26 protein-coding genes are annotated in these 23308 nt (G+C 44.6%); 10 read left to right on the top strand and 16 right to left on the bottom strand.

The genetic code is table 11. The features are described from left to right. Positions 1 to 9 precede the first annotated feature (9 nt). The 3 genes from ACX9NY_RS28940 to ACX9NY_RS28930 form a co-directional block, all read right to left on the bottom strand. Positions 10 to 741 carry a DUF2225 domain-containing protein gene (locus ACX9NY_RS28940; RefSeq protein WP_339237587.1) on the bottom strand — a complete coding sequence of 244 codons (732 nt, stop codon included), beginning with the start codon at positions 739 to 741 and terminating at the stop codon, positions 10 to 12. Between the two features lie 43 nt (positions 742 to 784). Continuing rightward, complete coding sequence (locus ACX9NY_RS28935) at positions 785 to 1162, bottom strand: globin domain-containing protein (protein ID WP_036605723.1); 378 nt, start codon at positions 1160 to 1162, stop codon at positions 785 to 787. 244 nt (positions 1163 to 1406) lie between these two features. Continuing rightward, a complete protein-coding gene (locus tag ACX9NY_RS28930; RefSeq protein ID WP_253440723.1) occupies positions 1407 to 1571 on the bottom strand; it encodes a hypothetical protein in 165 nt (54 codons plus the stop codon). A gap of 152 nt (positions 1572 to 1723) precedes the next feature. On the opposite strand from ACX9NY_RS28930, the gene ylbJ reads away from it, so the two are divergent. Together ylbJ and ACX9NY_RS28920 are read left to right on the top strand one after the other, a co-directional pair. Then, complete coding sequence (ylbJ, locus tag ACX9NY_RS28925; RefSeq protein WP_339237590.1) at positions 1724 to 2977, top strand: sporulation integral membrane protein YlbJ; 1254 nt, start codon at positions 1724 to 1726, stop codon at positions 2975 to 2977. 104 nt (positions 2978 to 3081) lie between these two features. Beyond that, positions 3082 to 3885: an NAD kinase gene (locus ACX9NY_RS28920; RefSeq protein WP_036673293.1), complete on the top strand. Its 804-nt coding sequence runs from the start codon at positions 3082 to 3084 to the stop codon at positions 3883 to 3885. Between the two features lie 28 nt (positions 3886 to 3913). On the opposite strand, the gene ACX9NY_RS28915 is transcribed toward ACX9NY_RS28920, so the two are convergent. Beyond that, positions 3914 to 4333 (bottom strand): YutD family protein, encoded by a 420-nt coding sequence (locus tag ACX9NY_RS28915; protein ID WP_339237593.1) that lies wholly within the window; start codon positions 4331 to 4333, stop codon positions 3914 to 3916. Between the two features lie 14 nt (positions 4334 to 4347). After that, positions 4348 to 5247 (bottom strand): lipoyl synthase, encoded by a 900-nt coding sequence (gene lipA, locus ACX9NY_RS28910; protein WP_017692371.1) that lies wholly within the window; start codon positions 5245 to 5247, stop codon positions 4348 to 4350. Between the two features lie 241 nt (positions 5248 to 5488). Between lipA and ACX9NY_RS28905 the strand changes: the two genes are divergently transcribed. Next, positions 5489 to 6559: a M23 family metallopeptidase gene (locus tag ACX9NY_RS28905; RefSeq protein ID WP_472476440.1), complete on the top strand. Its 1071-nt coding sequence runs from the start codon at positions 5489 to 5491 to the stop codon at positions 6557 to 6559. 125 nt (positions 6560 to 6684) lie between these two features. On the opposite strand, the gene yunB is transcribed toward ACX9NY_RS28905, so the two are convergent. From yunB to zwf, 4 genes are all read right to left on the bottom strand, one after another. After that, a complete protein-coding gene (yunB, locus tag ACX9NY_RS28900) occupies positions 6685 to 7566 on the bottom strand; it encodes a sporulation protein YunB (RefSeq protein ID WP_339237598.1) in 882 nt (293 codons plus the stop codon). Positions 7567 to 7834: 268 nt separating this feature from the next. Beyond that, positions 7835 to 8479: a fructose-6-phosphate aldolase gene (gene fsa / locus ACX9NY_RS28895; RefSeq protein WP_036605718.1), complete on the bottom strand. Its 645-nt coding sequence runs from the start codon at positions 8477 to 8479 to the stop codon at positions 7835 to 7837. 86 nt (positions 8480 to 8565) lie between these two features. Then, complete coding sequence (gene gnd / locus ACX9NY_RS28890) at positions 8566 to 9459, bottom strand: phosphogluconate dehydrogenase (NAD(+)-dependent, decarboxylating) (protein WP_339237600.1); 894 nt, start codon at positions 9457 to 9459, stop codon at positions 8566 to 8568. Between the two features lie 539 nt (positions 9460 to 9998). Continuing rightward, positions 9999 to 11453 carry a glucose-6-phosphate dehydrogenase gene (gene zwf / locus ACX9NY_RS28885; protein WP_339237603.1) on the bottom strand — a complete coding sequence of 485 codons (1455 nt, stop codon included), beginning with the start codon at positions 11451 to 11453 and terminating at the stop codon, positions 9999 to 10001. Positions 11454 to 11868: 415 nt separating this feature from the next. On the opposite strand from zwf, the gene ACX9NY_RS28880 reads away from it, so the two are divergent. Continuing rightward, entirely contained in the window at positions 11869 to 12189 is a 321-nt protein-coding gene (locus ACX9NY_RS28880; protein WP_036605715.1) for a winged helix-turn-helix transcriptional regulator, read from the top strand. Between the two features lie 195 nt (positions 12190 to 12384). Here the strand turns inward: ACX9NY_RS28880 and ACX9NY_RS28875 are convergent, their stop codons facing one another. Beyond that, complete coding sequence (locus tag ACX9NY_RS28875) at positions 12385 to 13542, bottom strand: Gfo/Idh/MocA family protein (protein WP_472476436.1); 1158 nt, start codon at positions 13540 to 13542, stop codon at positions 12385 to 12387. A gap of 107 nt (positions 13543 to 13649) precedes the next feature. Here ACX9NY_RS28875 and ACX9NY_RS28870 point away from each other — a divergent pair, with 107 nt between their 5' ends. After that, a complete protein-coding gene (locus ACX9NY_RS28870; RefSeq protein ID WP_339237607.1) occupies positions 13650 to 14528 on the top strand; it encodes an AraC family transcriptional regulator in 879 nt (292 codons plus the stop codon). Between the two features lie 72 nt (positions 14529 to 14600). Here ACX9NY_RS28870 and ACX9NY_RS28865 read toward each other — a convergent pair whose 3' ends face one another. Both ACX9NY_RS28865 and ACX9NY_RS28860 read right to left on the bottom strand, forming a co-directional pair. Continuing rightward, positions 14601 to 15350 carry a DUF3600 domain-containing protein gene (locus tag ACX9NY_RS28865; protein ID WP_472476434.1) on the bottom strand — a complete coding sequence of 250 codons (750 nt, stop codon included), beginning with the start codon at positions 15348 to 15350 and terminating at the stop codon, positions 14601 to 14603. After that, a complete protein-coding gene (locus ACX9NY_RS28860; protein ID WP_472476432.1) occupies positions 15337 to 15924 on the bottom strand; it encodes a sigma-70 family RNA polymerase sigma factor in 588 nt (195 codons plus the stop codon). Before ACX9NY_RS28860 ends, ACX9NY_RS28865 begins: the two co-directional genes overlap by 14 nt. A gap of 627 nt (positions 15925 to 16551) precedes the next feature. Between ACX9NY_RS28860 and ACX9NY_RS28855 the strand changes: the two genes are divergently transcribed. From ACX9NY_RS28855 to ACX9NY_RS28835, 5 genes are all read left to right on the top strand, one after another. After that, positions 16552 to 17055 (top strand): DedA family protein, encoded by a 504-nt coding sequence (locus ACX9NY_RS28855; RefSeq protein WP_339237616.1) that lies wholly within the window; start codon positions 16552 to 16554, stop codon positions 17053 to 17055. A 45-nt stretch (positions 17056 to 17100) separates the two neighbouring features. Beyond that, a complete protein-coding gene (locus tag ACX9NY_RS28850; protein WP_472476430.1) occupies positions 17101 to 17667 on the top strand; it encodes a class I SAM-dependent methyltransferase in 567 nt (188 codons plus the stop codon). A 90-nt stretch (positions 17668 to 17757) separates the two neighbouring features. After that, entirely contained in the window at positions 17758 to 18438 is a 681-nt protein-coding gene (locus tag ACX9NY_RS28845; RefSeq protein WP_472476428.1) for a response regulator, read from the top strand. Next, positions 18431 to 19537, top strand: a complete 1107-nt coding sequence (locus ACX9NY_RS28840) for a sensor histidine kinase (RefSeq protein ID WP_472476426.1) — start codon at positions 18431 to 18433, stop codon at positions 19535 to 19537. Before ACX9NY_RS28845 ends, ACX9NY_RS28840 begins: the two co-directional genes overlap by 8 nt. Before the next feature lie 35 nt (positions 19538 to 19572). After that, the gene (locus ACX9NY_RS28835) at positions 19573 to 20172 is read left to right on the top strand and encodes a class I SAM-dependent methyltransferase (protein WP_472476424.1); all 600 of its coding nucleotides are present in this window, start codon (positions 19573 to 19575) and stop codon (positions 20170 to 20172) included. Positions 20173 to 20235: 63 nt separating this feature from the next. On the opposite strand, the gene ACX9NY_RS28830 is transcribed toward ACX9NY_RS28835, so the two are convergent. The 4 genes from ACX9NY_RS28830 to ACX9NY_RS28815 form a co-directional block, all read right to left on the bottom strand. Further along, positions 20236 to 20628 (bottom strand): hypothetical protein, encoded by a 393-nt coding sequence (locus tag ACX9NY_RS28830; protein WP_472476422.1) that lies wholly within the window; start codon positions 20626 to 20628, stop codon positions 20236 to 20238. Positions 20629 to 20652: 24 nt separating this feature from the next. Further along, entirely contained in the window at positions 20653 to 21435 is a 783-nt protein-coding gene (locus ACX9NY_RS28825) for an SDR family NAD(P)-dependent oxidoreductase (RefSeq protein WP_472476420.1), read from the bottom strand. Between the two features lie 93 nt (positions 21436 to 21528). Beyond that, positions 21529 to 22107, bottom strand: a complete 579-nt coding sequence (locus ACX9NY_RS28820) for a TetR/AcrR family transcriptional regulator (RefSeq protein ID WP_472476418.1) — start codon at positions 22105 to 22107, stop codon at positions 21529 to 21531. 61 nt (positions 22108 to 22168) lie between these two features. Next, complete coding sequence (locus tag ACX9NY_RS28815) at positions 22169 to 23167, bottom strand: NADP-dependent oxidoreductase (RefSeq protein ID WP_472476416.1); 999 nt, start codon at positions 23165 to 23167, stop codon at positions 22169 to 22171. Between the last annotated feature and the right edge of the window lie 141 nt (positions 23168 to 23308).

The following is a 23308-nucleotide window of genomic DNA, read 5'->3' as shown; positions in this document are numbered from 1 at the left end:
AAGATCAACCTAGAGGGGGCTGCGCTTCGCAGCCTCTTTGTCTGCTTCAAGCATCTCTTCAGGCAGCTCCATCTTACCGGAGATCATCTGTTCACGCAGCACGGCCCATTGTTCCCTTGAAGCACGAATCATGGCCGCATCGGTGATCCGCTTGTCATGAATGACCTTGCTGAACCATTGCACTGCTTCATTAAACCGTCCTACCCTGCGGTTCAATTCCCCGAGTAAATACAACAGTTTGGCTTCATTGCCACCCGTTCCCTCCCGTTCGAACACCTTCACATAAGCTTCAAGGCTAAATTCGAGAAAGCGATGTTCCTGTGCATGGTCCTCCATATAACGATACAACCAAGCTATATGATGTAACAGACCAGCGACGACACGGTCTTTCTCCTGGATAACCTGTGCGCACAGCAAGGCAAGCTTGTACGTAGCCAGCGCCTGGTCCAGTGTCCGAGCTCCGCTATAGTCACGTTTTACCCAGCGATTACCGATCTGTTCCTTAAAAGCCTTGCGTTGAGCATCATTCAAATGCTCCGTTGCGTTCTCCGTGGAAGCAAACCCGCACTGTGGACAGATGCGAACCACATAAAAATCCGGATTCTCCAGCTTGTAGTAAGCACAAAAATCTGAATCTGTCCGGTAGGGCCTTTTCAAACTCGGTCTTACCCGTGAAGTGTCATACTCGGTTTCGCAATAATGACAAGTCACTTTCACCTTATATAGCGGCTCTAATTCCAATCTATTCCATCCCTCTCCCGTACGCTTATAATCATATTCGGAACTACGGTGTATTCACAAAATGATGTGCAGGCCCGGATAAACGCTGCAGGATAAACGAGTGCAAAGGCTCCTCCACACCGATCTGTGTTAAGGCTTGATCCATGCATGCAAGCCAAGCCTCAGCCCGTTCAACGGTCACTTCAAAATGCATATGACGGGCACGCATCATCGGATGTCCGAACGCCTCGGAAAAAAGCCCTGGTCCTCCAAAAAACTGAGACAAAAACATATACTGCTTGTCGATAACCGGCTGAATATCTTCCGGGAAAAGCGGAGCCAGTTGCTCGTTCTGCTGAACGATTGGATAGAAGGCCTCAACCAGTGCGCGAACACCTTTCTCACCGCCAAGATTGTCATAAATACTCAAACTGGGATTCATTCGTCTGATTCCCCTTTCTGATGTCGAATTTTGCCATATATTACACGTTCCGTGAACATTGTGAAAACAGTAACAATATCCAGGCCACAGAAGCCTTTATCTCCATTCTATCAAAAAAAACCAAAAAGTCCTATATAACATGAAATCATCAGGACGCCTCCCCTGCCATCTGTATATAGAACCTTCTTCGGAACCTAACACAAAAAAAGCGCCAACCACATAGGTTGGCGCACTAGATATTCCATTAATAACTCCGCCAGTCCTCTTCCTCAGAGCGTACTAGCGAGGCACGTATCACATATACAAAAGCACAGACCAGGATTCCGGTGACAAGACTCATGATCATCACTCCATCCGATTTGAATTCCACCTTGGAGACAATTAGGTGACGTTCAGGCGTTTTTCTCATTTTAGCACACATCACTCAAAAACACAGCCACTTTTGCAAGCGCTTTCTACGTATAATTTTGTACTGTTTGTCCACTTTTTTTCATATATTGATGGCAATAGCATCACAGATTTCCGCACACCGACCAATCCAAAAGTAAAGGAGAAGAATTCATGGCTGCTTCACAACGACTCACCCATGTCCTGGTCACACTCGCTCTCCTGATCCTTTGTGTGTTAATGGTCTTGTATCCAGCGGAAACCTGGCATGCAGGTGTACGCGGACTGTCCATCTGGTGGGACGTATTGTTTCCCTCCCTTTTTCCTTTTTTGGTGCTGTCCGAGCTGCTGCTCGGCTTTGGCATTGTTCATTTTCTGGGTACCTTGCTGAATCCACTGATGCGTCCATTGTTTCGTGTTCCCGGAAGCGGTGGTTTTGTATTTGCCGTGAGCTGTGCATCCGGTTATCCTACAGGGGCGAAACTGACCGCACAGTTATGGGAACAAAAGCTGGTTACCCGGGAAGAAGGAGAACGGCTCGTTGCCTTCACCACATCCTCCGATCCAATCTTCATGATTGGAGCCGTATCGGTTGGGTTCTTCCATAATGTCGCCATTGCTCCGCTATTGGTTGCAAGTCATTACGCTGCAGCTTTTCTGGTGGGTATGCTCATGCGTTTTCACGGGGGTACAGCGAAAGGCTCACAGCCAGACATCTCTTCTGCATCTCCATCGGAGCAAATACCTAGAAACAGACTGGTCCGGGCCATCTATGCAATGCATGAGGCAAGAAAGGCTGACGGACGGGTATTCGGTGAACTGCTGCGCCACGCCGTCTCCTCATCCCTTCGCCTTATTATTATCGTAGGAGGACTGGTTGTATTCTTCTCGGTCATAATGGAGTTGCTTGTACAGACCGGTTGGCTTGGCGGATTATACGGCATAACCGAGCAACTGCTTAGATATAGCGGACTTCCTCCATCCTTATCTCCTAGCTTGGTCGGGGGGCTATTTGAAGTCACACTGGGGGCCAAAGAGGCCGGAGGTGTCAGCACTTCCATTCCACTGATATATAAAGTGGCGGCAGCAGCCTTTGTTCTCTCCTGGGGCGGATTATCCGTCCATGCACAGATTATGAGTATTCTTAGCAACACCCCCATGAGATATGGTCCCTTTTTATTTGCCAGAGCGATTCATGCGCTAATCGCACCTGTGCTGGTCCTGCTATTGTGGACCCCCATGATGGGGCGTTCCGCTTCACCCGTTCTCATGGAGCCTGGTGTAATCCCATCGTTATCGACGTATACACCGGACTGGGGACTGATCGTCCTGACGGGGGTCATTGTTTTTGCGAGTATCATTATGTTGTTGTTATTGCTTACGATATTAAGTTATATCTTCAAGCCAAGACGACATGTCAAAAAATAAGTCGCTCATTCATCTATATTTAACTGAATATGCTTCCAAACGTTGTGTTCTTCCGCGGAATTGATTATCATCGGTAGTATAATGACCACAAAGGAGCTTTCATCTTGAGATACTATGTTCAAGACCGCGGAGACCAGTTATCGATTGATCTCAGTCAGCAGTTTCATGCGCTGGCGAAGGAAGAAGGGTTCAAGCTGGATGCAGAATCGCCGGAGATTGTCATCTCCATCGGGGGCGATGGTACGATGCTGCAGGCATTTCACAATTTCATCGACCGTATTCCGGATATTGCTTTTGTTGGGGTTCATACAGGCCATCTCGGCTTTTATGCCGATTGGAAGAAGGAAGAATTACGGGAATTAGTCAGGCTGATGAGTGGCAAGGGAGATCCGGAGCGTCTCAAACCACGCATTGTCCAATATCCGCTGTTGGAGCTTGAGATTCGGAAAAAGTCGGGGAATTCCTCTTACATCGCTCTTAATGAATTTACGTTAAAAGGTGTAGACGGTACCGTCGTGGCCCAGGTCGATATTAACGACGTGACATTCGAGATGTTTCGCGGCGATGGAATCTGTGTATCCACGCCTTCAGGCAGCACGGCATACAACAAGGCCCTTGGCGGCGCCATGGTTCATCCGACCATCGAGGCTATTCAGATTGCGGAGATTGCTTCAATTAATAACCGGGTCTATCGGACACTTGGTTCACCGGTCATTTTGCCCAAGCACCATCATTGTGATATTTTCTCCCGCAAGGATCAGCGGTTATTGATGACGATTGATCATGTGAATGTGATGGTGGAGGATCTGATATCCGTCCGTTGTCAGGTATCCAGTCACAAGGTCAGTTTCGCGCGTTTCCGTCCTTATCCATTCTGGAACCGGGTTCGCACGGCATTTCTTGACTAAAATAAAGACACCAAAAAAGCGGTCCTTCTCAGGAACCGCTTTTTGTTTTGGCTTGAGGCTGATCTTTGCTCTTCTGGAGCACAAAATACGCACAGCCAAAGTTGCAATATTCATTGATATAGTCCACCATACTGGCGATCGTGGAATCCTTCGTCGCTTTCGGATGGTTATCACGGTAAAAGCCTTTTAATCTTAACTGGCTATAACCCCAGTCTCCGATAATATAATCATAACGCTCCAGCACCTCACTGTAACGATCACGGAAGACCTCTGGATTCCAACCCTCTTTGTGGTTCTGGACGATTTCATAGTTTTTGCCGCCGATCTGTACAATGACCGGTTCTTTGGGCTTTTCTTCAACCGATTCAACAACAGATTCTTGAACTGGCTCCTGGATCTGCTCCTGGAGTTGGTCCTGAATCTGTTCTGTGCTTTTTTCTTCTTCCAATCCGGTATCCTCCATCACGCGTGTGTTGCCGCCTGTTCAGCATGTTTGGTGGCCGATTTCACCTGTTCATGCGCATGGTAGGAGCTGCGTACCATCGGGCCGGACTCGACGTGGCTGAACCCACGTTTTAATCCTTCCTGTTTCAATGCAGCGAACTCCTCTGGCGGATAATACTTTTCAACATACAGATGTTTCTCGGATGGCTGCAAATATTGACCAATCGTCATAATATCACAGTTTACCGCACGAAGATCATCCATGGTTGATAAAATTTCATTATATTCCTCACCTACACCAAGCATAATGCTTGATTTCGTTGGGATGTTAGGTTGCATTTCTTTGGCACGAGCAAGCAATTCCAGTGAACGTTTATATTTTGCCTTGGCACGCACTTTGTCTGACAACCGCTCAACCGTCTCAATATTGTGATTCAGAATGTCCGGTTTGGCATCCATTACAATCTGCAAAGATTCCCGATCGCCCAGAAAGTCTGGAATGAGCACTTCAACACTGCACAATGGCAACCGCCGCCGTACGGCCTTAACTGTCTCTGCAAAAATTGTAGCTCCTCCATCCTTCAGATCATCACGGGCTACACTTGTAATGACGCAGTGTTGCAGATTCATCTGCTCTGCTGCTTCCGCCACACGTTCTGGTTCCTGCAAATCAAGCTCCGTTGGCAAGCCTGTATTCACCGCGCAAAAACGGCATGCCCTTGTGCAAATATCGCCCAATATCATAAAAGTGGCCGTTCGATTAGCCCAGCATTCATAAATATTCGGACACCGCGCTTCCTCACATACCGTATGCAGCGTTTTGGAACGCATCATCGTTTTCATTTCCTGATAGTTATCGCCGGTTGTCAATTTGATCCGAATCCAATCCGGCTTCGGTTCTTTAACACGTTTTGCCAATGCATAAACCTTCTTTCTAACTGAAGTTAGGCTGTTGCTCGGAACATATTATACCATGAAAGCGTTGGAAAAACCCCCATTTGTCACATCTTGTGCATTCATACCCGATATGGACAATTTGGTTCATTCGATTCATCCCAAGTGCTTACATGGATAAAACGAGAACTTTTGAAGAACGCTAACCTTTAGCTTGGTTCATCGGGTACCTTGTATCATTCTATTGGAAAGGGGCTGCTTCCCAGTGCAACAACGCTTGACCTCCAGGCACACGTACCGATTTTGGATCAAAACCTTACTTGCAGGTACGCTGCTTCTCCCATGTTTATCTGTTGACGTTTACAGTGAACCTGTCGGGACTACTCCGAAACCACAGGCCACCGAGTTAAAACCCGCAGAAATTTTCGCTGCACGTCGCCATTTATATGAGACCATCGGTCAGATGACTCAGATTCCCTGGTATAGGCTAGCCGCAATTGATCAGTATGAACGAACAATTACTCGCGCACATCCAAAGGATCGCAAGCATCCGGAGCGGCTTACAGGTATTTTCATGACTCCTCCGGCCTGGAGAGGATGGCTAAATCCTGATGAGACGGATCAACATCCGGAATCCATTCTTTTTTTCAAAGGATATGGACGTGACGGTTCAGGAGACGGTATAGCGGATGCTAACAATGATCAGGATGTGCTGTACAGCATGGCTTCGGTCATTCAGGGTTACGGAAACAAGCAAGAGGACTTCAACATCGCCCTGTGGGAATATTATCACAACTCCCGTGCTGTGCAACGGATACAGCAATTCGCGAAGTTATATAAACATTTTGACAATCTGGATCTGTTTGGACACGCCTTCCCGGTCCCGCTCGGAACCAATTACTCCTATCGCAGCACCTGGGGGACAAAACGAAGTTGGGGCGGTTATCGCATTCATGAGGGAACGGATATCTTCGCTCCACATGGTCTGCCGGTGCGCAGCACCTGTTATGGGGTCGTGGAGATTAAAGGCTGGAATCCGTTTGGCGGCTGGCGTATCGGTATCCGGGATTTGAACAATCATTATCACTATTACGCCCACCTGTCGGGTTTTGATAAAAGTGCTCGCATCGGTGAAGTTGTTATTCCAGGTCAGGTCGTGGGTTGGGTTGGCAGTTCGGGTTACGGTAAACCTGGGACACAGGGCAAATTCCCTCCGCATCTGCACTATGGGATCTACCGTGACAGTGGACTGCACGAATGGTCGTTCGACCCTTATCCACAGCTGAAACATTGGGAACAGGAAGAACGCAAACAGAAGAATAAGAAAAGCAAGTGAGACGAGCATATGTCAATATAAGCGTTCCCGCTAGGAGTACAATGACATTCGAAATAGGGGCCTCTTCAATAGAGGCCCCTTTTCTCATTTTGTACTTAAAGTCTTTTACTAAAAATTAGTCTGTATTACGGGTGCGCGCCCTTGTTAGACTGTACGCCCCCATTCACATCAGGCAGATCATCCGGCTCAAATTGTTCAAGCTCGTTCCCTTGCAAAGGGTCTGACGGCGTCTGTTGCTGGTTCTGGCTAGGGGGATTCGCAGTTACTCCATTACCACTTGATACACCCGTATGACCTGATGGCAGCGCAATAGCTGGGGCATTACTTCCGTTACTGCCTACCGGCTTGCCCTGATTATCATAATAATACATCGGCACATCCCCGACAACCAGCAGGTAGGAGATCGGGATTTCCGTATCGACCGTTTCGGGCTCCATGTCGAAGGGCACCACGACGGCGACCTCAGCAATGATGTGAATGTACACTTCCACCAAAATCATGTTAATCCCCGCATTTTGCTGACGGGTGTTGAGGTCCACTTTGACAGCGCCTTGGGGCTCAATACGAACCGGTATACTCGGGCCAAATGAAGCCATCACCGGACTTCCCAGCGCCTGCCCCAGCGGGATTTTTTCTTTTAACATGTGTACATTCTGCAGCGTGGATTGCACAATATTCATTGTACTTGCGGTGATTCGCATATGCTCATTGTAGTTCAGCATGAAACCGGACACTTTCCCGGCGGTATCCGTCTTCCAGTCAATCAATCCTTCGTTGGTTTTTCCATCTGCAACCTGTGCTGTAATCGCCTTGTTGATCGCTTCGGTCGCAATCTGCTTCACTCTGATCTTGGCCAAGTGCATGATGGGGGGCTTCATTTTTTTATCCACATAAGCAAAGCCCTGCATCAAACAAAACGCAGTGACCAATAAAATGATCAACCACATTTTGCGCTTGCCGCTTGGCGGCTTACGGCGTTTCCGGCTTCGCCATTTTCTTCTCATCATCGAAGTGTCCCTCCCCTGCGGGATGAGCTATAGGCTATAGTTAACCTTATGCACCGTTGTCCTGAAAAAGAAGGACAGTACGTGGACACTGGACCAGAAAGTAACAACGACATTAATGAGACAAGTACTGTACTTCTTATTGGCTAAATCTAACCGGAAATCGGAAACTATGTAAACCGAGTTAAAAAAACCTTTCGCCCGCAGATTCCTCTGCAAAGCGAAAGGTTTTATGTTCAGACCGCCCAAAGACTTGGGCACTGGTAGCCATTTATTTCGGTACAGATTCCCAGTCTTTCAGGAAACGTTCAATCCCGCTGTCCGTCAGTGGGTGCTTCCAAAGTGTCGGCAGAAGCGAACCTGGAATGGTGGCAATGTGCGCACCGGAAAGGGCTGCATCTTCGACGTGTTTGATATTGCGAATGCTTGCTGCGATAATCTCGGAAGGCAGATCATACATGTCCAGAATAAGACGCAGATCACGAATCAGTTTCATGCCATCCACCGCAATATCATCCAGACGCCCAACGAATGGACTGATGTAGGTTGCACCAGCTTTCGCTGCCATCAGGCCCTGTGCTGCGGAGAAGATCAGCGTGACATTGGTTTTAATCCCTTTTTGCGTTAACTCATGACAAGCATACAGCCCATCTTCGGTCATCGGCAGTTTAATAACTACATTCGGTGCCCATTCTGCAATTTCATAAGCTTCCTTCAACATATCCTCGGCTTTGAGACCGATAACTTCAGCACTGACCGGGCCTTTAACAACGCCACAGATCTCCTGAATGACTTCTTTAAATACGCGACCTTCTTTGGCAATCAAAGACGGGTTAGTCGTGACTCCATCCACCAGACCCAGACGTTCGATCCGTTTGATTTCTTCCACATTCCCTGTATCCAAGAAAAATTTCATGATATGTTCCCTCCACTTGATGAATTCGTAAACACGATATAAGTTATTACCCGATGCCCATCATATGTTAACAGTTATATATAAAATTATTTTTTCTCTACAGCGTGACCGCCAAATTCATTACGCAATGCCGCTACCACTTTACCTGTAAATGTGTCTGTCTCCAGGGAACGATAACGCATCAGCAAGGACAAAGCGATAACCGGTGTAGCGGTTTGAAGGTCAAATGCCGTTTCTACCGTCCAACGTCCTTCACCGGAAGAGTGCATTACGCCTTTAATTTCATCGAGGTTTGCATCTTTGGAGAAGGCACGTTCTGTCAGCTCCATCAACCAAGAGCGGATAACAGAACCGTTGTTCCATACGCGTGCTACTTGTTCGAAGTCGAAATCAAATCCACTTTTCTCCAATACGTCAAAACCTTCACCGATGGATGCCATCATACCGTACTCGATACCATTGTGGACCATTTTCAGGAAGTGGCCGCTGCCCGCTTTACCAGCATACAGGTAGCCATTCTCTACGGAAGTATCTTTGAATGCCGGCTCAACGATAGCCCAAGCTTCAGGGTCTCCACCGATCATATAACATGCTCCATTACGTGCGCCTTCCATACCGCCAGATGTACCTGCATCCATGTAGTGAATGCCTTTGGTTTTCATCTCTTCGTAGCGACGGATGGATTCTTTGTAGTGGGAGTTACCCGCTTCAATAATGATGTCGCCTTTGGACAACAACGGGCTAACTTCAGCCAATACAGCATCTACCACGTTGTGAGGAACCATGATCCACAATACACGTGGGGATTCGAGCGAAGCCACCATCTCTGCGTATGAAGATACGCCTGTAGCGCCGTATTCTTTCATTTCATTTACTGCTTCAGCGTTCAGGTCAAAAGCAACCACTTCATGTTTGTGATCAATCAGGTTTCTACCCAGGTTCAATCCCATTTTTCCTAATCCGACTAGTCCAAGTTTCATTTTAAAATCCTCCTGTTATGAACAATGTTTAAATTTTATTTGCGCTCAAAATTAAAAATAAGTGCCTAACGTTTGGTGATGTAACCGTTCCGGTCACAAATCGTTCTTTTGATCGCTGTTATCCCCAGATTTTTTTGAATCTCCTAATATAGGAGAAAATCCGGGGATAAAGGCGAACGCTTCGCTTCTTCAGAATCGATTTCGTGCCCTACACTACATTCTCAGCGTTCAAAGCCAACCCATTTTCAAAACTGAACCGCTAATCTATATTTAAAAATTTTCACGGCCTTCCGGTCACATAACCGGAAGGGCTTATGCAAAATTGGAACGGTATAATTCATAATAAATACTTCATATATATCAGCATTTTGCATCATCAATCAGTTCGCTCCAAGCACAAACGCTCTAGGTGCATAGAAGCTTGTCGTTCTACATTATGCTAACTTGGAAGACGCATTTGGATTGTGCAAAATGTATGTTCATTCGTGAGCAGAGCGGATTATACCGCCCCTATCTCTGCGCTCACTTCTTCATTTCACTTACCACCAACGGAAGCCATCTGCTGCTGTCAGGCGATCTGCTGACTCTGGTCCATGCGAACCTGCACTGTACGTATCCAGTGGCACGCTGCCGGCTTCGAATGCTTCTTGAATCGGTTGAACCCACTGCCATGCCAGCTCCACTTCATTCCAGTGAGCGAAGAAGGTGGAATCACCACGCATAGCGTCAAAGATCAGATTCTCATACGCTTCAGGGATGTTACGTTTGCCGGAGTTGAAGGTCATATGCATCGGCTCCACTTCACCATGGTTCAATGGATTCTTCGCATTTAATTGAAGGGAAATACTTTCTCCCGGACCAATTTCAATCGTAAGCAGGTTAGGTTCCGTTGTGTTCTCGGATTCATGACCTGTTTTGAGTGGCGATTTGAATTCAACAACGATTCTCGTGGATTTCTCAGCCAGGCGTTTACCTGTACGGATATAAAATGGAACCTCGCTCCAGAATGGATCATCGATCCACAATCTTGCGGCAACATAGGTCTCGTTCTGAGATCCGGCAGGAATGCCAGGCTCGTCCAGATATCCAACTACCGATGCACCTTGCAGCTCGCCTGCTGCATATTGTGCACGAACAACTTCAGAGGCAATATTTTCTTTCGTCAAAGGACGAAGCGCTTCAGCAATTTTTTGCTTTTTGAATTGAATTTCTTCCGGTGTGCATCGTTTTGGCAAATGCAAACCAATCATCATCAGCAACTGGAGCATATGGTTTTGGAACATGTCACGAAGCGCACCACTTTGATCGTAATACGCGGCACGTTCTTCAACGCCCACCGTCTCACTTGCCGTGATCTGTACATTGGCAATATAACGGTTGGACCACAATGCCTGAATTACAGGATTCGCGTATGTGAGCGTCTCAATATTTTGAACCATCGGTTTCCCTAGGAAATGGTCAATGCGATAGATTTCTTCTTCCGCAAAGGTATTGCTCAATTTCTCGTTCAGATCACGAGCCGATTGCAGATCGTGTCCGAAAGGTTTTTCGATAATCAGTTTCTTCCAGCCTTTGGTGTTACCCAAGCCACTTTCTTGAATATTCAATGCGATCGGCTCAAAGAATTCCGGTGCCACCGACATGTAGAACATGCGATTTTCGGGAATGTTAAGCTCTTGTTCACGCTGTTGAACGAGTTCCAACAATTTGGTGTAATCTTCAAGCTTCGTATTATTTAAAGAACAATAACGGAAAGCGCCAATGAAATCACGAACCTGAGATGCTTCTTCAGGGGTCTGACGAGAGAATTCATGAAGTGACTTTTCTACATTTGCCTGAAAGTCCGCATCCGACAATTCACGCCGTCCCAATCCGATAACGGAGAAGGATTTCGGCATTTTCTGATCCATGTACAAGTTATATAATGCAGGGTAAATCTTACGTTTGGCTAAATCGCCTGTTGCCCCGAACAGGACAAATGTCATTGCATCCATTGGAGTGCCTCCTGTGATCTGTGCAGTATAGTATATGATGTTGCAAAATGTTCAAATCCAAGCATGACAAAAGACGGAATAAGTGGGTGTCGTCCCCGCCTTGCCTCCGTTTATATAACACACCTGAATTTAACCATGGAACATTCCTTCTCTCCACAACCTGTATTTAGGTTATAAATTGTAACCTTTTGAATTAACGTTACCCATATTACACCTGTCGTCACAATTCGTCAATAATCGTGTCGAAACTGTGAACTCCAGTGTTTATAGGCTTTTTATTTGATGATAACGCTTTATGTGGTAAGATTAATAACAATTGGTATGTGACATTTTACACATATGGCCTGTGGACAAGTGGGTTACAATAAGTATACTAATGATATTACAGGCAATACTAAATCAAAGGAGTACAATCATGAGCGATGATGAGAATGCCAAGCAAATATGCACAAAAGTGGAACAATCTTATCAGATCATTGGTCGAAAATGGGTAGCCCTCATTATTCATGCATTGATGGAGGAGCCCAAACGCTTCAGTGAGATTCACGCTTATATCCCTGACTTGAGCAAACGTGTGTTAAATGAGCGAATGAAGGAATTGGAGGAAGAAGGACTTGTGGTTCGCCATGTGGTCACTGAACGTCCAGTTCGGACTGAATATATGTTGTCACGAAAAGGCACGGAACTGGGGAGAGCACTAAGCGCAGTGGAACGTTGGGCTGATAAGTGGCTATAACCTTTTGAGAAAGCCATATCATATTAATTTAATTTTCAAATAATAATGGTGCACAGTAAGATAACGTAATAACGTCATTTCACAAATGTGAATGGATACAATTATTGTATTTTTAGAGCAAGAAGGTGTCTCATACCTAAAAAAGATGCCCATTCTCACTTTTTTTGTGAGAAGGCATCTTTTTCACATATAAAACTACGAGTCCAGCTTGCTACCCAGCGTAATACTCGAATCCTCGAAGTTCTCCACCGTCGTCTTTTTTTCATAAAAGTGTACAGCATGTTGCATAATTCCTTCTCTTGTGTAAAATGCGTCTTCCGCCCCTAGTGGAAAAACAACCTTTTCTCCCGTACTAGCAGATTTGTAGATGCCTACAATCAGTTCAAGTGTATTCCGACCACTTTGACCATCCACCAGAAGGGGTGATCCTGTCTCAATCGCGTTTAACACATTCTCCACTTGCCCAGCGTGACCGACATGAGTCACATCCGGTAATTCGTCAACAAGCTTCTGAATCTGTTGTTCCAACTCTCGATTGGGTTCCGGAAATCCGTTATTCCGTGCGGTAGAAGCAACCACTTTCCAAGGTGCCGATACACGGGCTTCTTTACCCTGAAAAATTAACTGCTGTTCCTCTCCGTGATGTACGACGGAACTGGTAATCATGCCAAGCGCCCCTTCCTGAAAGCGCAGCATCGCCATGGATATATCCTCAACTTCGGCATTGTCATGTGCCGTATTCGCCATCATGGCCTGCAATTCCACCGGAGGTCCCATCATCCATAACATCGCATCAATATGATGTACCGCATGATTAAGGGTACAGCCTCCGCCTTCTTTTTCCCATGTCCCGCGCCACCACAGATCATAGTAATTGTGGCCTCGCCACCAGAATGAATCAACCTGCACATGTACAATAGGCCCCATCCGTTTACTGTCCAGCACACCTTTTAACTTCATCATCGGTGTCGTAAATCGATTCTGTGCTACTACGGATAGTAACTTGCCACTTTCTTGCGCTACTTTCAGCATCAGATCCGCTTCCTCCAGGGAAGAAGCCATCGGTTTTTCGACCAATGCATGTGCACCTGCTTGCATGAAATCACACGCAATTGAAGCATGCGTATACGGCGGCGTACAGACGGATACTAGATCAATATTTTGCGCAAATAGCTCTGTGTAATCCGTAAAAGCTTGTGCTCCTTCCAGTCCATATTCTTTAATTCGCTTCTGTGCCTTATCCACGTACATGTCCACCACCGCAACAATCTGACACCGCTCAGGGAATGCCAAGTATGCTGAGATATGTGCTCCACTAATTGCACCTGCTCCGATAATCGCCACTCTTAACATCGTTATATACCTCCCTTGTTCCCTTCACAATACACAATAATAAAGCGCTTTTATGTGTTCATCTTGTGGTAAAATATAACTATCTTGCGCATGATAGGGAGGTATTCATGATGTCCATCATTCTGGGAAACCAATTTGATCTGGCCTGTCGTCGACTTACATCTAACACTACGTTTCGCGAAGTGTTCCATGCTCATTCCCAGATGGAAATAACCTATATCCACGAAGGTTACGGGCAGTTAATAACCGAAGGTCAGGTTTTTCCCCTTGAACCCGGTATGCTTTTGATTTTTCGACCTTTTCAATTGCACCACTTTCAGATTCAAATATCCAGTCAGCAGCCTTTCATCAGAAACGTGCTTATGTTTGAACTTGAAATATTAAAGACACATTGGTCGCATTTTATGACGACTCAGCGTTTCATACATGACCTGCTAGGAGAGCAATCTCCGATTCAGCCGATCCGACTTCCTGCCACTTCCCCACTCATTCAACGAATGGAACAATTTGATAAGACCTATCCAGAACTAATGCCTCATGAAGCTGTGGAGGATACTTGTCTCTTTATACTTGATTCACTTACGCAACTTCGTTACTTATGGAAAGATGTTGTCATTCAAGATCTAAAGGCACATTCTGCATCCAGTTCAGTAATGCTTCATCCTCATGCCGAAGCCATCATGCAGTGGATTGAACAGCATTACCACGAGCCTTTTCGTTTGGATCATATCGCAGATACACTTCACTTATCCCCCTATCATCTATCTCATGTATTCAAAAAAGCGACTGGCACCACAATCGTTGCTTATGCCCAAGCTACCCGCATTCGTCATGCGTGTGTGCTGCTCACCCGTTCCTCACTCACCGTTCCCGAAATCGGTCACCGTGTTGGTATGACGAGTCCGTCTTACTTTTGTAAAGTATTCCGTTCCGTCATAGGGTCCACACCGCATCAATATCGGCTGAAGGTACAAGGGAGGAAGTAATGGATACAGCAACAAGAAAGAAGCGAAAAAATTCACCTTCGCCTCTTCTCCTGTTTTCACAGTTCACCTGACTCAACGCACATCGAGCCCCAATCGTTTTAAATAGGGTATTAGACGTCTCTCAAGCTGCCTCAATTCATCCTTTTGCTCCGCTGACAATCGTTCCTCATGTATACTTCCATCCTTGTCCATCACCATAACTTTGTATTTCCTCATCTGATCATAGTCCGACTTGAACTCACGATATTGTTCCTTGGTAAATGTCTCCTCTGCCCGTTCCAACTGTTCTGTCCAAAATTGCTGCTCATCCATCAGTTTTTTGGAGGACTCCACACTCACAGCTTCCAGCTTCTCAAAAAACGGTTCCAACTCAGCTACAAGAAGGTTATATCGTTCCTGCTCCACTGTACTCCACTGCTCTGGATGCATGTTTCCCTTAGAATCAGCAAGATTTACCGCCATTTGCCCCATTTGTTTCAGCAGGTTCATATATTGAACAAATTCTTCTTCACTGAAATGCGCCTTGGCCGTCTGTAATTTCGCTTCCAACCTCATATAATTCTCAGCTGTTCCGCCCATAGCAGCGATATTTTCCTGTGAACCATATAATTCGTCTGCGAGATAGGTGTACCCTGCATAGGCTCCGGTGGGAATAATGAGTACAACAGCCAATAGCCCAGTGACCAGCCATCTTTTTCGATATCTTCTAATGTGAGAATCACTTCGAATACCATCCAACATTTTATGTTTAATTCTTGCAGGAACGGACCACTCTTTAGTCTCTTCCTGGTAGGCTATTCGCAACTCTTCATCGAGTCTCATGCAGATCCTCCACCTTTCCCCGCAACCTTGGATTCATCTTCTCTTTTTGTCTCAACTTCGCCAGCGCCGCATGTATGCGCGATTTCACGGTTCCAAGCGGAATCTCCAATATGCCAGCAATCTCCTCTTGCGTGTATTCATTTAAATAATGAAGTGTGATCACCTGCTGCAGCTTGTACGGCAAACGACGTACCTGTTCCAGCAGAGGACGATTTGCCAGTTTGTTGACCAGATCAGTGGAAAAATCATATTCCAATCCCACGTCAGATTTTTCGATTCGCTTGCCAAACCGAAACTGCATCAACCTTTTGCGTCGATAACTCTGGACATGTCGCATCGTCACACCCATTAACCAGGGACGAAACGCACGCTCCGCATCATATCGCGCCAATGATCGATACGCCTGAATGTAAATTTCCTGTACGACATCCTCCGAGTCAGACTCGTCCTTGATGAGAAATCGTACAGTCCGATATACTCCCGTTACTGTTTTCTCATATAATTCTCCGTATGCTTCTTCATGCCCCGCACGTATTAACGTTACAAGTTGTATGTACTCATCTTGATCACTCATTATCCATCTCCTTCCTTCTTACACTATATATTGGCATGCCCGCATCATATCGTTCGAATTATTTGCTTATTTCTAAATAACACGAATTTATTGGTGTTTATCATGATATAATATACCTATTTTTGATATAAATGGATGTTAAGCATCTGCATTATAAGATTATTTTTAGATCTTTAATATGATTTAGAGACTAACCTAGCGGAGGATAGTACTATGATGAATTTTTTCACCAAGTTGTACTCAGAATATTTACTGATTCCACGACCTTTACGTTTACTGTTTCTATGGGGATGGATAGCTTTGTTTGTTGTTGCAAGCATAAAATTTAGCTGGTTCTATTTCCTACAATAAATGGATTCCGAATATAGTCGCATTCATGGGACATACAGAAGAGCCGGGACGTCATTATGACGTCTCGGCTCTTCATTTATGCGCATCTATTCCGTGCTGATGCTCCTGAATATCCACCTATTCAAGTCTTGCCAGTACATGGGCAAGGCTTTTTCTCTTAAATCTAGTTGTTTGGCTTTGCTTATGTAATCTTTAGTTTTTCTTCAGAAATATGCTCATTAATTCCTTAGTTTTATTCATTATGCTTGCAATATCAACAAGAGAGGAGGCAAAACAATGATCAGTAATACGATCTTGGAGCTGCTTCATCAGTATGGATATCTGATTTTTTATTTTGCCTTCTCATTAGGGCCTTTCGGCATTCCAATTCCGAACGAGATCACGATTATCAGTGGTGCCATTCTAGCCCACACTGGAGTTATCAATTCATGGATCACATACTTCTGTATTTTATCAGGACTACTAACGGCCATTACCTTTGCTTATTTTGCAGGGAGATTATTTGGAACCAAGATAAAACCCAAATTTCAACATCATAAACACTTCGTCAAGGCCGAACTGATTTTGAATAAGAGTGGCAAATGGGCGATGTGCATTGGTTTGTTCATTCCAATTGTGCGATATGTTCTTCCTTTGCTTATTGGAATGAGCGGTGTGCATTATCGAAAATTTGCTCTCATCTCATATTCCAGTGCTTTGTTATGGACCTTAACGTATTTTACAGCGGGAATCTACTTCGGCGGTCCTATTTTATCCACGCTTCAATTATTACATCTCTAACTGGTTTTGCTAACACACCATCACATATACGGAGGAACCACACACATGAATTCCAATCAACCACTATTATTTCTGAAAAGCTTTCTTCAAAGCCCCAAACATGTTGGCAGCATCATTCCCAGTTCCCGGTTTCTCGCCAACAAAATGGTGAATCAAGCCTCTTGGCCGGAGGCAAAAGCAGTTGCCGAACTCGGATCGGGTACAGGGCCAATCACTCGTTATATTCAACAACAGGTGCAGGACTCCACCAAAGTCCTATTGTTTGAGATGAACGACACAATGAGGAATAATCTTCAGAAGGCATACAAGGAGTTCTCCTGTTATCCAGATGCCGCTCGATTGGTTGAATCCATGAATCAAGAGGGAGTTCAGCAACTGGATTACATTTTTAGCGGGTTGCCCTTCTTTAACTTTGAGCCTGAATTAAGAGCTACGTTGGTAGAGCAGATCCATAAAGCACTCAAACCTGGAGGATTATTCATCGCCTTTCAATATTCACTTCAAATGAAAAAATTATTATCCGAACACCTTATCATCGAAAAAATAGAATTAGTGCCTTTGAATGTGCCACCTGCGTTCGTTTATGTCTGTCGCAAAAAGGAAACAATTTAAACATTCCTGACTATCGCTTACACTGATGTTATCCTCTTGATAAGAAGTTAAAATGTTATCTAGATTAGAGCAAAAAAGGAGTGTTGAATCATGAGTACCATTCTTGTTGTTGATGATGAACCCGATATCCGTGATGTCATTCATGTCTATTTACGTAACGAAGGATATCAGGTCATTGAAGCAGCCAACGGCGAAGAAGCGCTAAATATTATCAATACAACATCAGTCCAACTCGTCATATTAGATGTTATGATGCCCATTATGGACGGAATCAAAGCCTGCTTCAAAATAAGAGAAGTATCGACCACTCCGATTATTATGTTATCCGCCAAGGAAGAAGACATTGATAAAATTACAGGCTTGACTACCGGGGCCGACGATTACATGGTCAAACCCTTTAATCCATTAGAATTACTGGCTCGCGTTAAGGCTCAGCTCCGACGTCAAACATTGATCGGGAAACCGGAATCGAGTTCACTGATCCTCATTAAAGACCTTGTCATTGATACAAGCAAGCATTCAGTAAAGTTAAAAGAGAATGATATTTCACTAACCCCTCTGGAGTTCTCCATTCTGGTGTTACTTGCGAGTCATCCCGGACAAGTATTCAGCTCCGAGAAGATTTACGAAACCGTATGGAAAGAACCTTACGGGTATTCGGATAATACGGTGATGGTTCATATTCGTAATCTGCGAGAAAAGCTGGAATCGACTCCACGAGAACCTCAGTATATTAAAACGGTATGGGGAGTAGGTTATAAAATTGATTAAACGATTACAGCAATCCAAGCAGACGAAAAAAATACAGATCCATATCCTCAATCGAATGGTGATCAGTTTTGTAATTTCAATTGTCGGATCAGTGATTATCAATAATATCCTTATTACGATTGTGGCAAAAATCAGTGAAGGTTCGGAGTGGAACTGGATTCTCAACTACTTCCCTTATATTCTGACACCTATATTTATCTTAATTTTTACGCTTACTTTTTTGGGTTCCACACGAAAAATTGTAAGAGACATCATTTCACTGGAGCAAGGGCTTCATATCATATCTGAAGGTAATTTAAACTACAGGGTTCCTGTAGTTCGAGAAGATGAACTGGGCCGGGTTGCTTCCAACATTAATCATATGACTGAACAGTTGCAGATACAGATGAGCAGGGAGCGCGAGTTGGAAAAATCCAAGATGGACATGATCACAGGCATCTCACATGACCTGCGTACACCGCTTACCAGCATAATTGGTTATATTGAACTTCTCAAATCAGAATCTTTTCAAGACAAAGCTGAGTATGACCGCTTCATTCAAAACACCTATAACAAAGCAACGCATTTGAAGAAGTTACTCGATGATTTATTTGAATACACACGTCTTAACGCAGTGAACACCCAATTGGATTTGAAAAAGGTTGACCTATGTCAGCTATTGGATCAATTGTTGTTTGAATTCGAGCCTTTAGCTCAGGAGAATGGGGTTCATATTGAGAAAAAACTCGGTGACGCTCCAATCATGGTCTCCCTGGATAGTGATAAAATTGCACGAGCCATCGACAATCTTCTCATGAATGCATTGAAGTATTCCTTTAAACCAGGTACGATTCACGTTCGAATGAGTATGCGGCATAATCACGTTACCATTGAAGTAGAGAATAAAGGCATGCCCCTAACGATAGAACAAAAAAACAGACTGTTCGATCGCTTTTATAAAGTGGATTATTCGAGGAATAGCGAAGGCATTCAATCAGGATCGGGTCTGGGTCTTTCTATTGCGAGGAACATTGCGGAGTTACACCAGGGGACTTTAACACTACAACATACACTTAACGTATTCGTCTTCCAGCTAAGCTTGCCTTCCAACATCAAGTGAACCATTCAATGAATTCAATCATGGAGGATACCACAATGAAAACACCCGAACCATTTCTTTTCCTGCAAGGATTTCTGAGGAATCCCAAACGAGTAGGCAGTGTCTTGCCAAGTTCTAAAGTTCTAGCTCGTAAAATCGTCCAATCTATACCATGGGATGAGATCAGAACTATTGCTGAGTTGGGGCCAGGAACAGGTGCCGTCACACGTCTCATGAGAGCACATTTACCGAACTCGGCAACCGTATTTTTATTTGAAAGAGACCCCAAAATGAGAAGTAATCTGATGAGGACATATCCTGAATTCAAGTTCCATTCGAATGCATCCTATCTGTTGAAAAGAATTCATCAAGAACATGTGCAACAGCTGGATAGTATCATTTGCGGACTGCCCTTCTTTAATTTTTCCAGAGAAATGAGACAAAATATCCTGTCACAGATCCATACAGCGCTGCGACCTGGAGGCATATTAGTTTTGTACCAGTACTCACTTCATATGAAGAAACGTTTAGCTGAGTTATTTGAGATCGAGAAAATTCAATTTGAACCCCTCAGCTTCCCACCTGCTTTTGTGTATGTTTGTCGTAAAAGACAAGATGAAGGAGCCAGTAAAACAAGCGAATTGGAGGAAAGCTGATTTATCCTCGCTATAGTAACTAGTAACCGTATTAAATTATGCAAATGATGTTTTGCTATCTTCTCATTTTACGGTTGCCAGCCAATGATATGCCTCATCTATGTCATGAAACTCTTGAGATGGATTGGATATGTCCATTCCTGAGAGCATTCGGTTTGCACTCGATTTAGCTATCGCTTTATGGGGAACTAGCAGTGCTGAATACTTTAGTCCTGCTTCGAGTGATCTCGGATGCCACTCTTGTGCAACCCACTCTTGGTCATCTGGCGAAATAACAGCCAAGTGACGGCTATCGTATAACGTCTTATTCGAGCGTTTTTGCACCGCTAACTCCAACAATTTATTTAGCGGTGTACGATATTGTTCACCTTGTGCAAAGCTCTTCCATTGCAAAACAGCTACCTTATTTTCCTCATTCCATGAAACGGTTGCTTGGGGGGAATCATAAAAGATCAAATCGACCAGCTCCTTTTTAGATGTTTAATGTCCTGTCTTATCCTGTGAGGATCTAATCATGCGAGTCATCATCTTACGCGGCAACAACCGCGGCATAAACGCGATGAATCGGTTCCGAGCACCAGGCATAATTAACGTCTTGCCACGCAAGAAACCTTGGTACCCTTCTTCAGCCACCTGCCCCGCTTCCATGATAGGGCCCTGCAGCATCTTCGAGACACCCATACCCGAACGATCAACAAAGCCGGTGGAGGTCAGGCCTGGACACAGTGCCGTTACCGTAACACCCGTTCCGCTTACTTCATTCTCCAAAGCTTCGGTGAACGATAACACGTATGCCTTTGTTGCATAATATACCGACATCATCGGTCCAGGGAAAAAGCCTACCAACGAAGCCACATTCATCACACCGCCGTGGCCACGTTGGATCATATCCGGTAAGAACAGCTTGGTCATGATGGTTAAAGCCTTGATATTCACGTCAATCATATTGACTTCCTGGTCCAGTTCCGTTTCCATAAACGTCCCGAACAGACCGAAGCCTGCATTGTTGACAAGATAATCAACAACAATCCCCTTTTCCTTCAGCTCATGATAAATCTCCTGTGGTACCCCAGGTGCTGCCACATCTTTGGCGATAACCGTCGCCTGAATGCCATACTTTTTCTGATACTCCTGAGCTAGATCCTGTATCTTACCCTCGCTTCGTGCTACCAGCACAATATGATGTCCACCTTCGGCAAATCGATCAGCTAACTCTTTACCGATCCCACCTGAGACCCCTGTGATCAGAACTGTCTTTCTCATACCGTTACCTGCCTCTCTTTTCTTATCTATAACTTATGTCTCATCTGGAACACCCATATTAGAACGAACATTCTTTAAAAGGTAGAAAAAAGACTACCTTAGTATGAGATCCATAGATAGCCTCCCTATACGAAGAAGTTTTTCCTCGGTTATTGAAGTCTTGGCCATCACCCTTAGCCCAACGCCTACATTATGCAAATATTCCGCCAATAGCTCGGCGTTGTACTCCATTGTGAATTCACCTTCTTGCTGTCCCCACACAATCATGTCCTTGATGAGTTTCTCCGTATTTGCAAACATCTCCGTCGATCGGTTGTTCATGTCGTCATCGCGTGCCGCCAATTCTACCGTCGAATTGACAATCAAGCAGCCTGATGAAGGATGCTCCTCTTCATGAATTAAAGAGGAAAATATAAACTGAAGTGCTTCCGTTGCCGTTGTAGAACGCTTTACACCTGCCGCAAGAGCTGAGCTGATTTTGTGATCATACAGATCTACTGCCTTCAGAAACAAGGTATGTTTGTCACCAAATGTGTCATACAGGCTTCTACGATGAATTCCCATATGATGGACCAGATCTGTCATAGACGTCTTCTCATAACCTTGTTTCCAGAAAAGTCTCATCGCTTTATCCAGTACAGCTGACTCTTCAAACTCTTTGTTTCTCGCCATTGGCTTCCCTCCTGTTCAGAAAATGAACATTGAATAGCATGAGCATCATCTTAACGAGATTTTAGAAGGTAACAATGACTTTGCCCTGGGAGTGACCCGTTGATACTTTAATTAATGCCTTTTCAATGTCAGCAAATGTATAAGTAGAATCGATCGAGGGCTTGATATCTTCTTTTTCTACAAGAGCTGTGATTTCTTGTAATTGAATCCCACTGGATTGTACAAATATAAAGCGATATTCATTTTGATTTTTACGTGCTAATGAATCCAGGCGTGCACCCACAAGACCAAACAAAGCTCTTTTCCACAACGGGAATTGACTGTCTACTGCAAAGCGATAATTGGGTCCCGCTTTCAAAGAAACTAATTTACCCTGTGGTTTCAAAATGCTCAATTCAGCTTTGATCTCGTCAGCACCCAAAGTGTCAATGACATAATCGATGTCGGACAGGATGTCAGCATAATGCTCCGTCTTATAATTAATGAATTGATCTGCTCCAATGGATAGAGTACGTGCTCTTCCTCTCTCACTGCCACTTGTGATAACCGTTAATCCCATAGACTTGGCAATCGGGATAGCCATCGCACCGAAACCACCAGTTCCTCCAGGTATAAACAGCTTTTTATTCGGTTCAGCTCGAAGTACATCATGCAATGCTTGATAAGCGGTCAGGGCAGTAAGAGGTACTGCAGCAGCTTCAATAAAGGACAAATTCTCCGGCATCATGGACAAAGCATTTTCATGCACGGCTGCATATTCAGCAAAAGCACCAATTTTATTCAGAGGTAACCTTGTGTAGACCGAATCGCCCACTTTAAAATTCAAAACATCATCACCAACAGCTTCAATGACACCTGATAATTCATTACCTAAAGTTAAAGGTAAGTTATAGTCGGCAATCATCCGAACACTGCCATTCATATTCAAGATATCCAGCGGATTTACACCCGCAGCTTTTACTCTGACAAGGACCTCATGGCTCTGAATCTGAGGTATCTCGATATCATTGATTTTCACTTGGATTTTTTTGGAGTACTTCAGAATCTGAGCTGCTCTCATCAGTTATCCTCTTCCTTTGCTTATAGACTATAGAAGTTGAACTAAAGATTATTTACACTGACACTACGATGACAGAACAACCCTCCAATCGCTGTTATCCCCAGATTTTTTTGATTCCCTTTCTATAGGGAAAATCCGGTG

It is taken from the genome of Paenibacillus sp. CB74, assembly GCF_055687625.1.
This window is presented reverse-complemented; position numbering and strand designations above follow the sequence as displayed.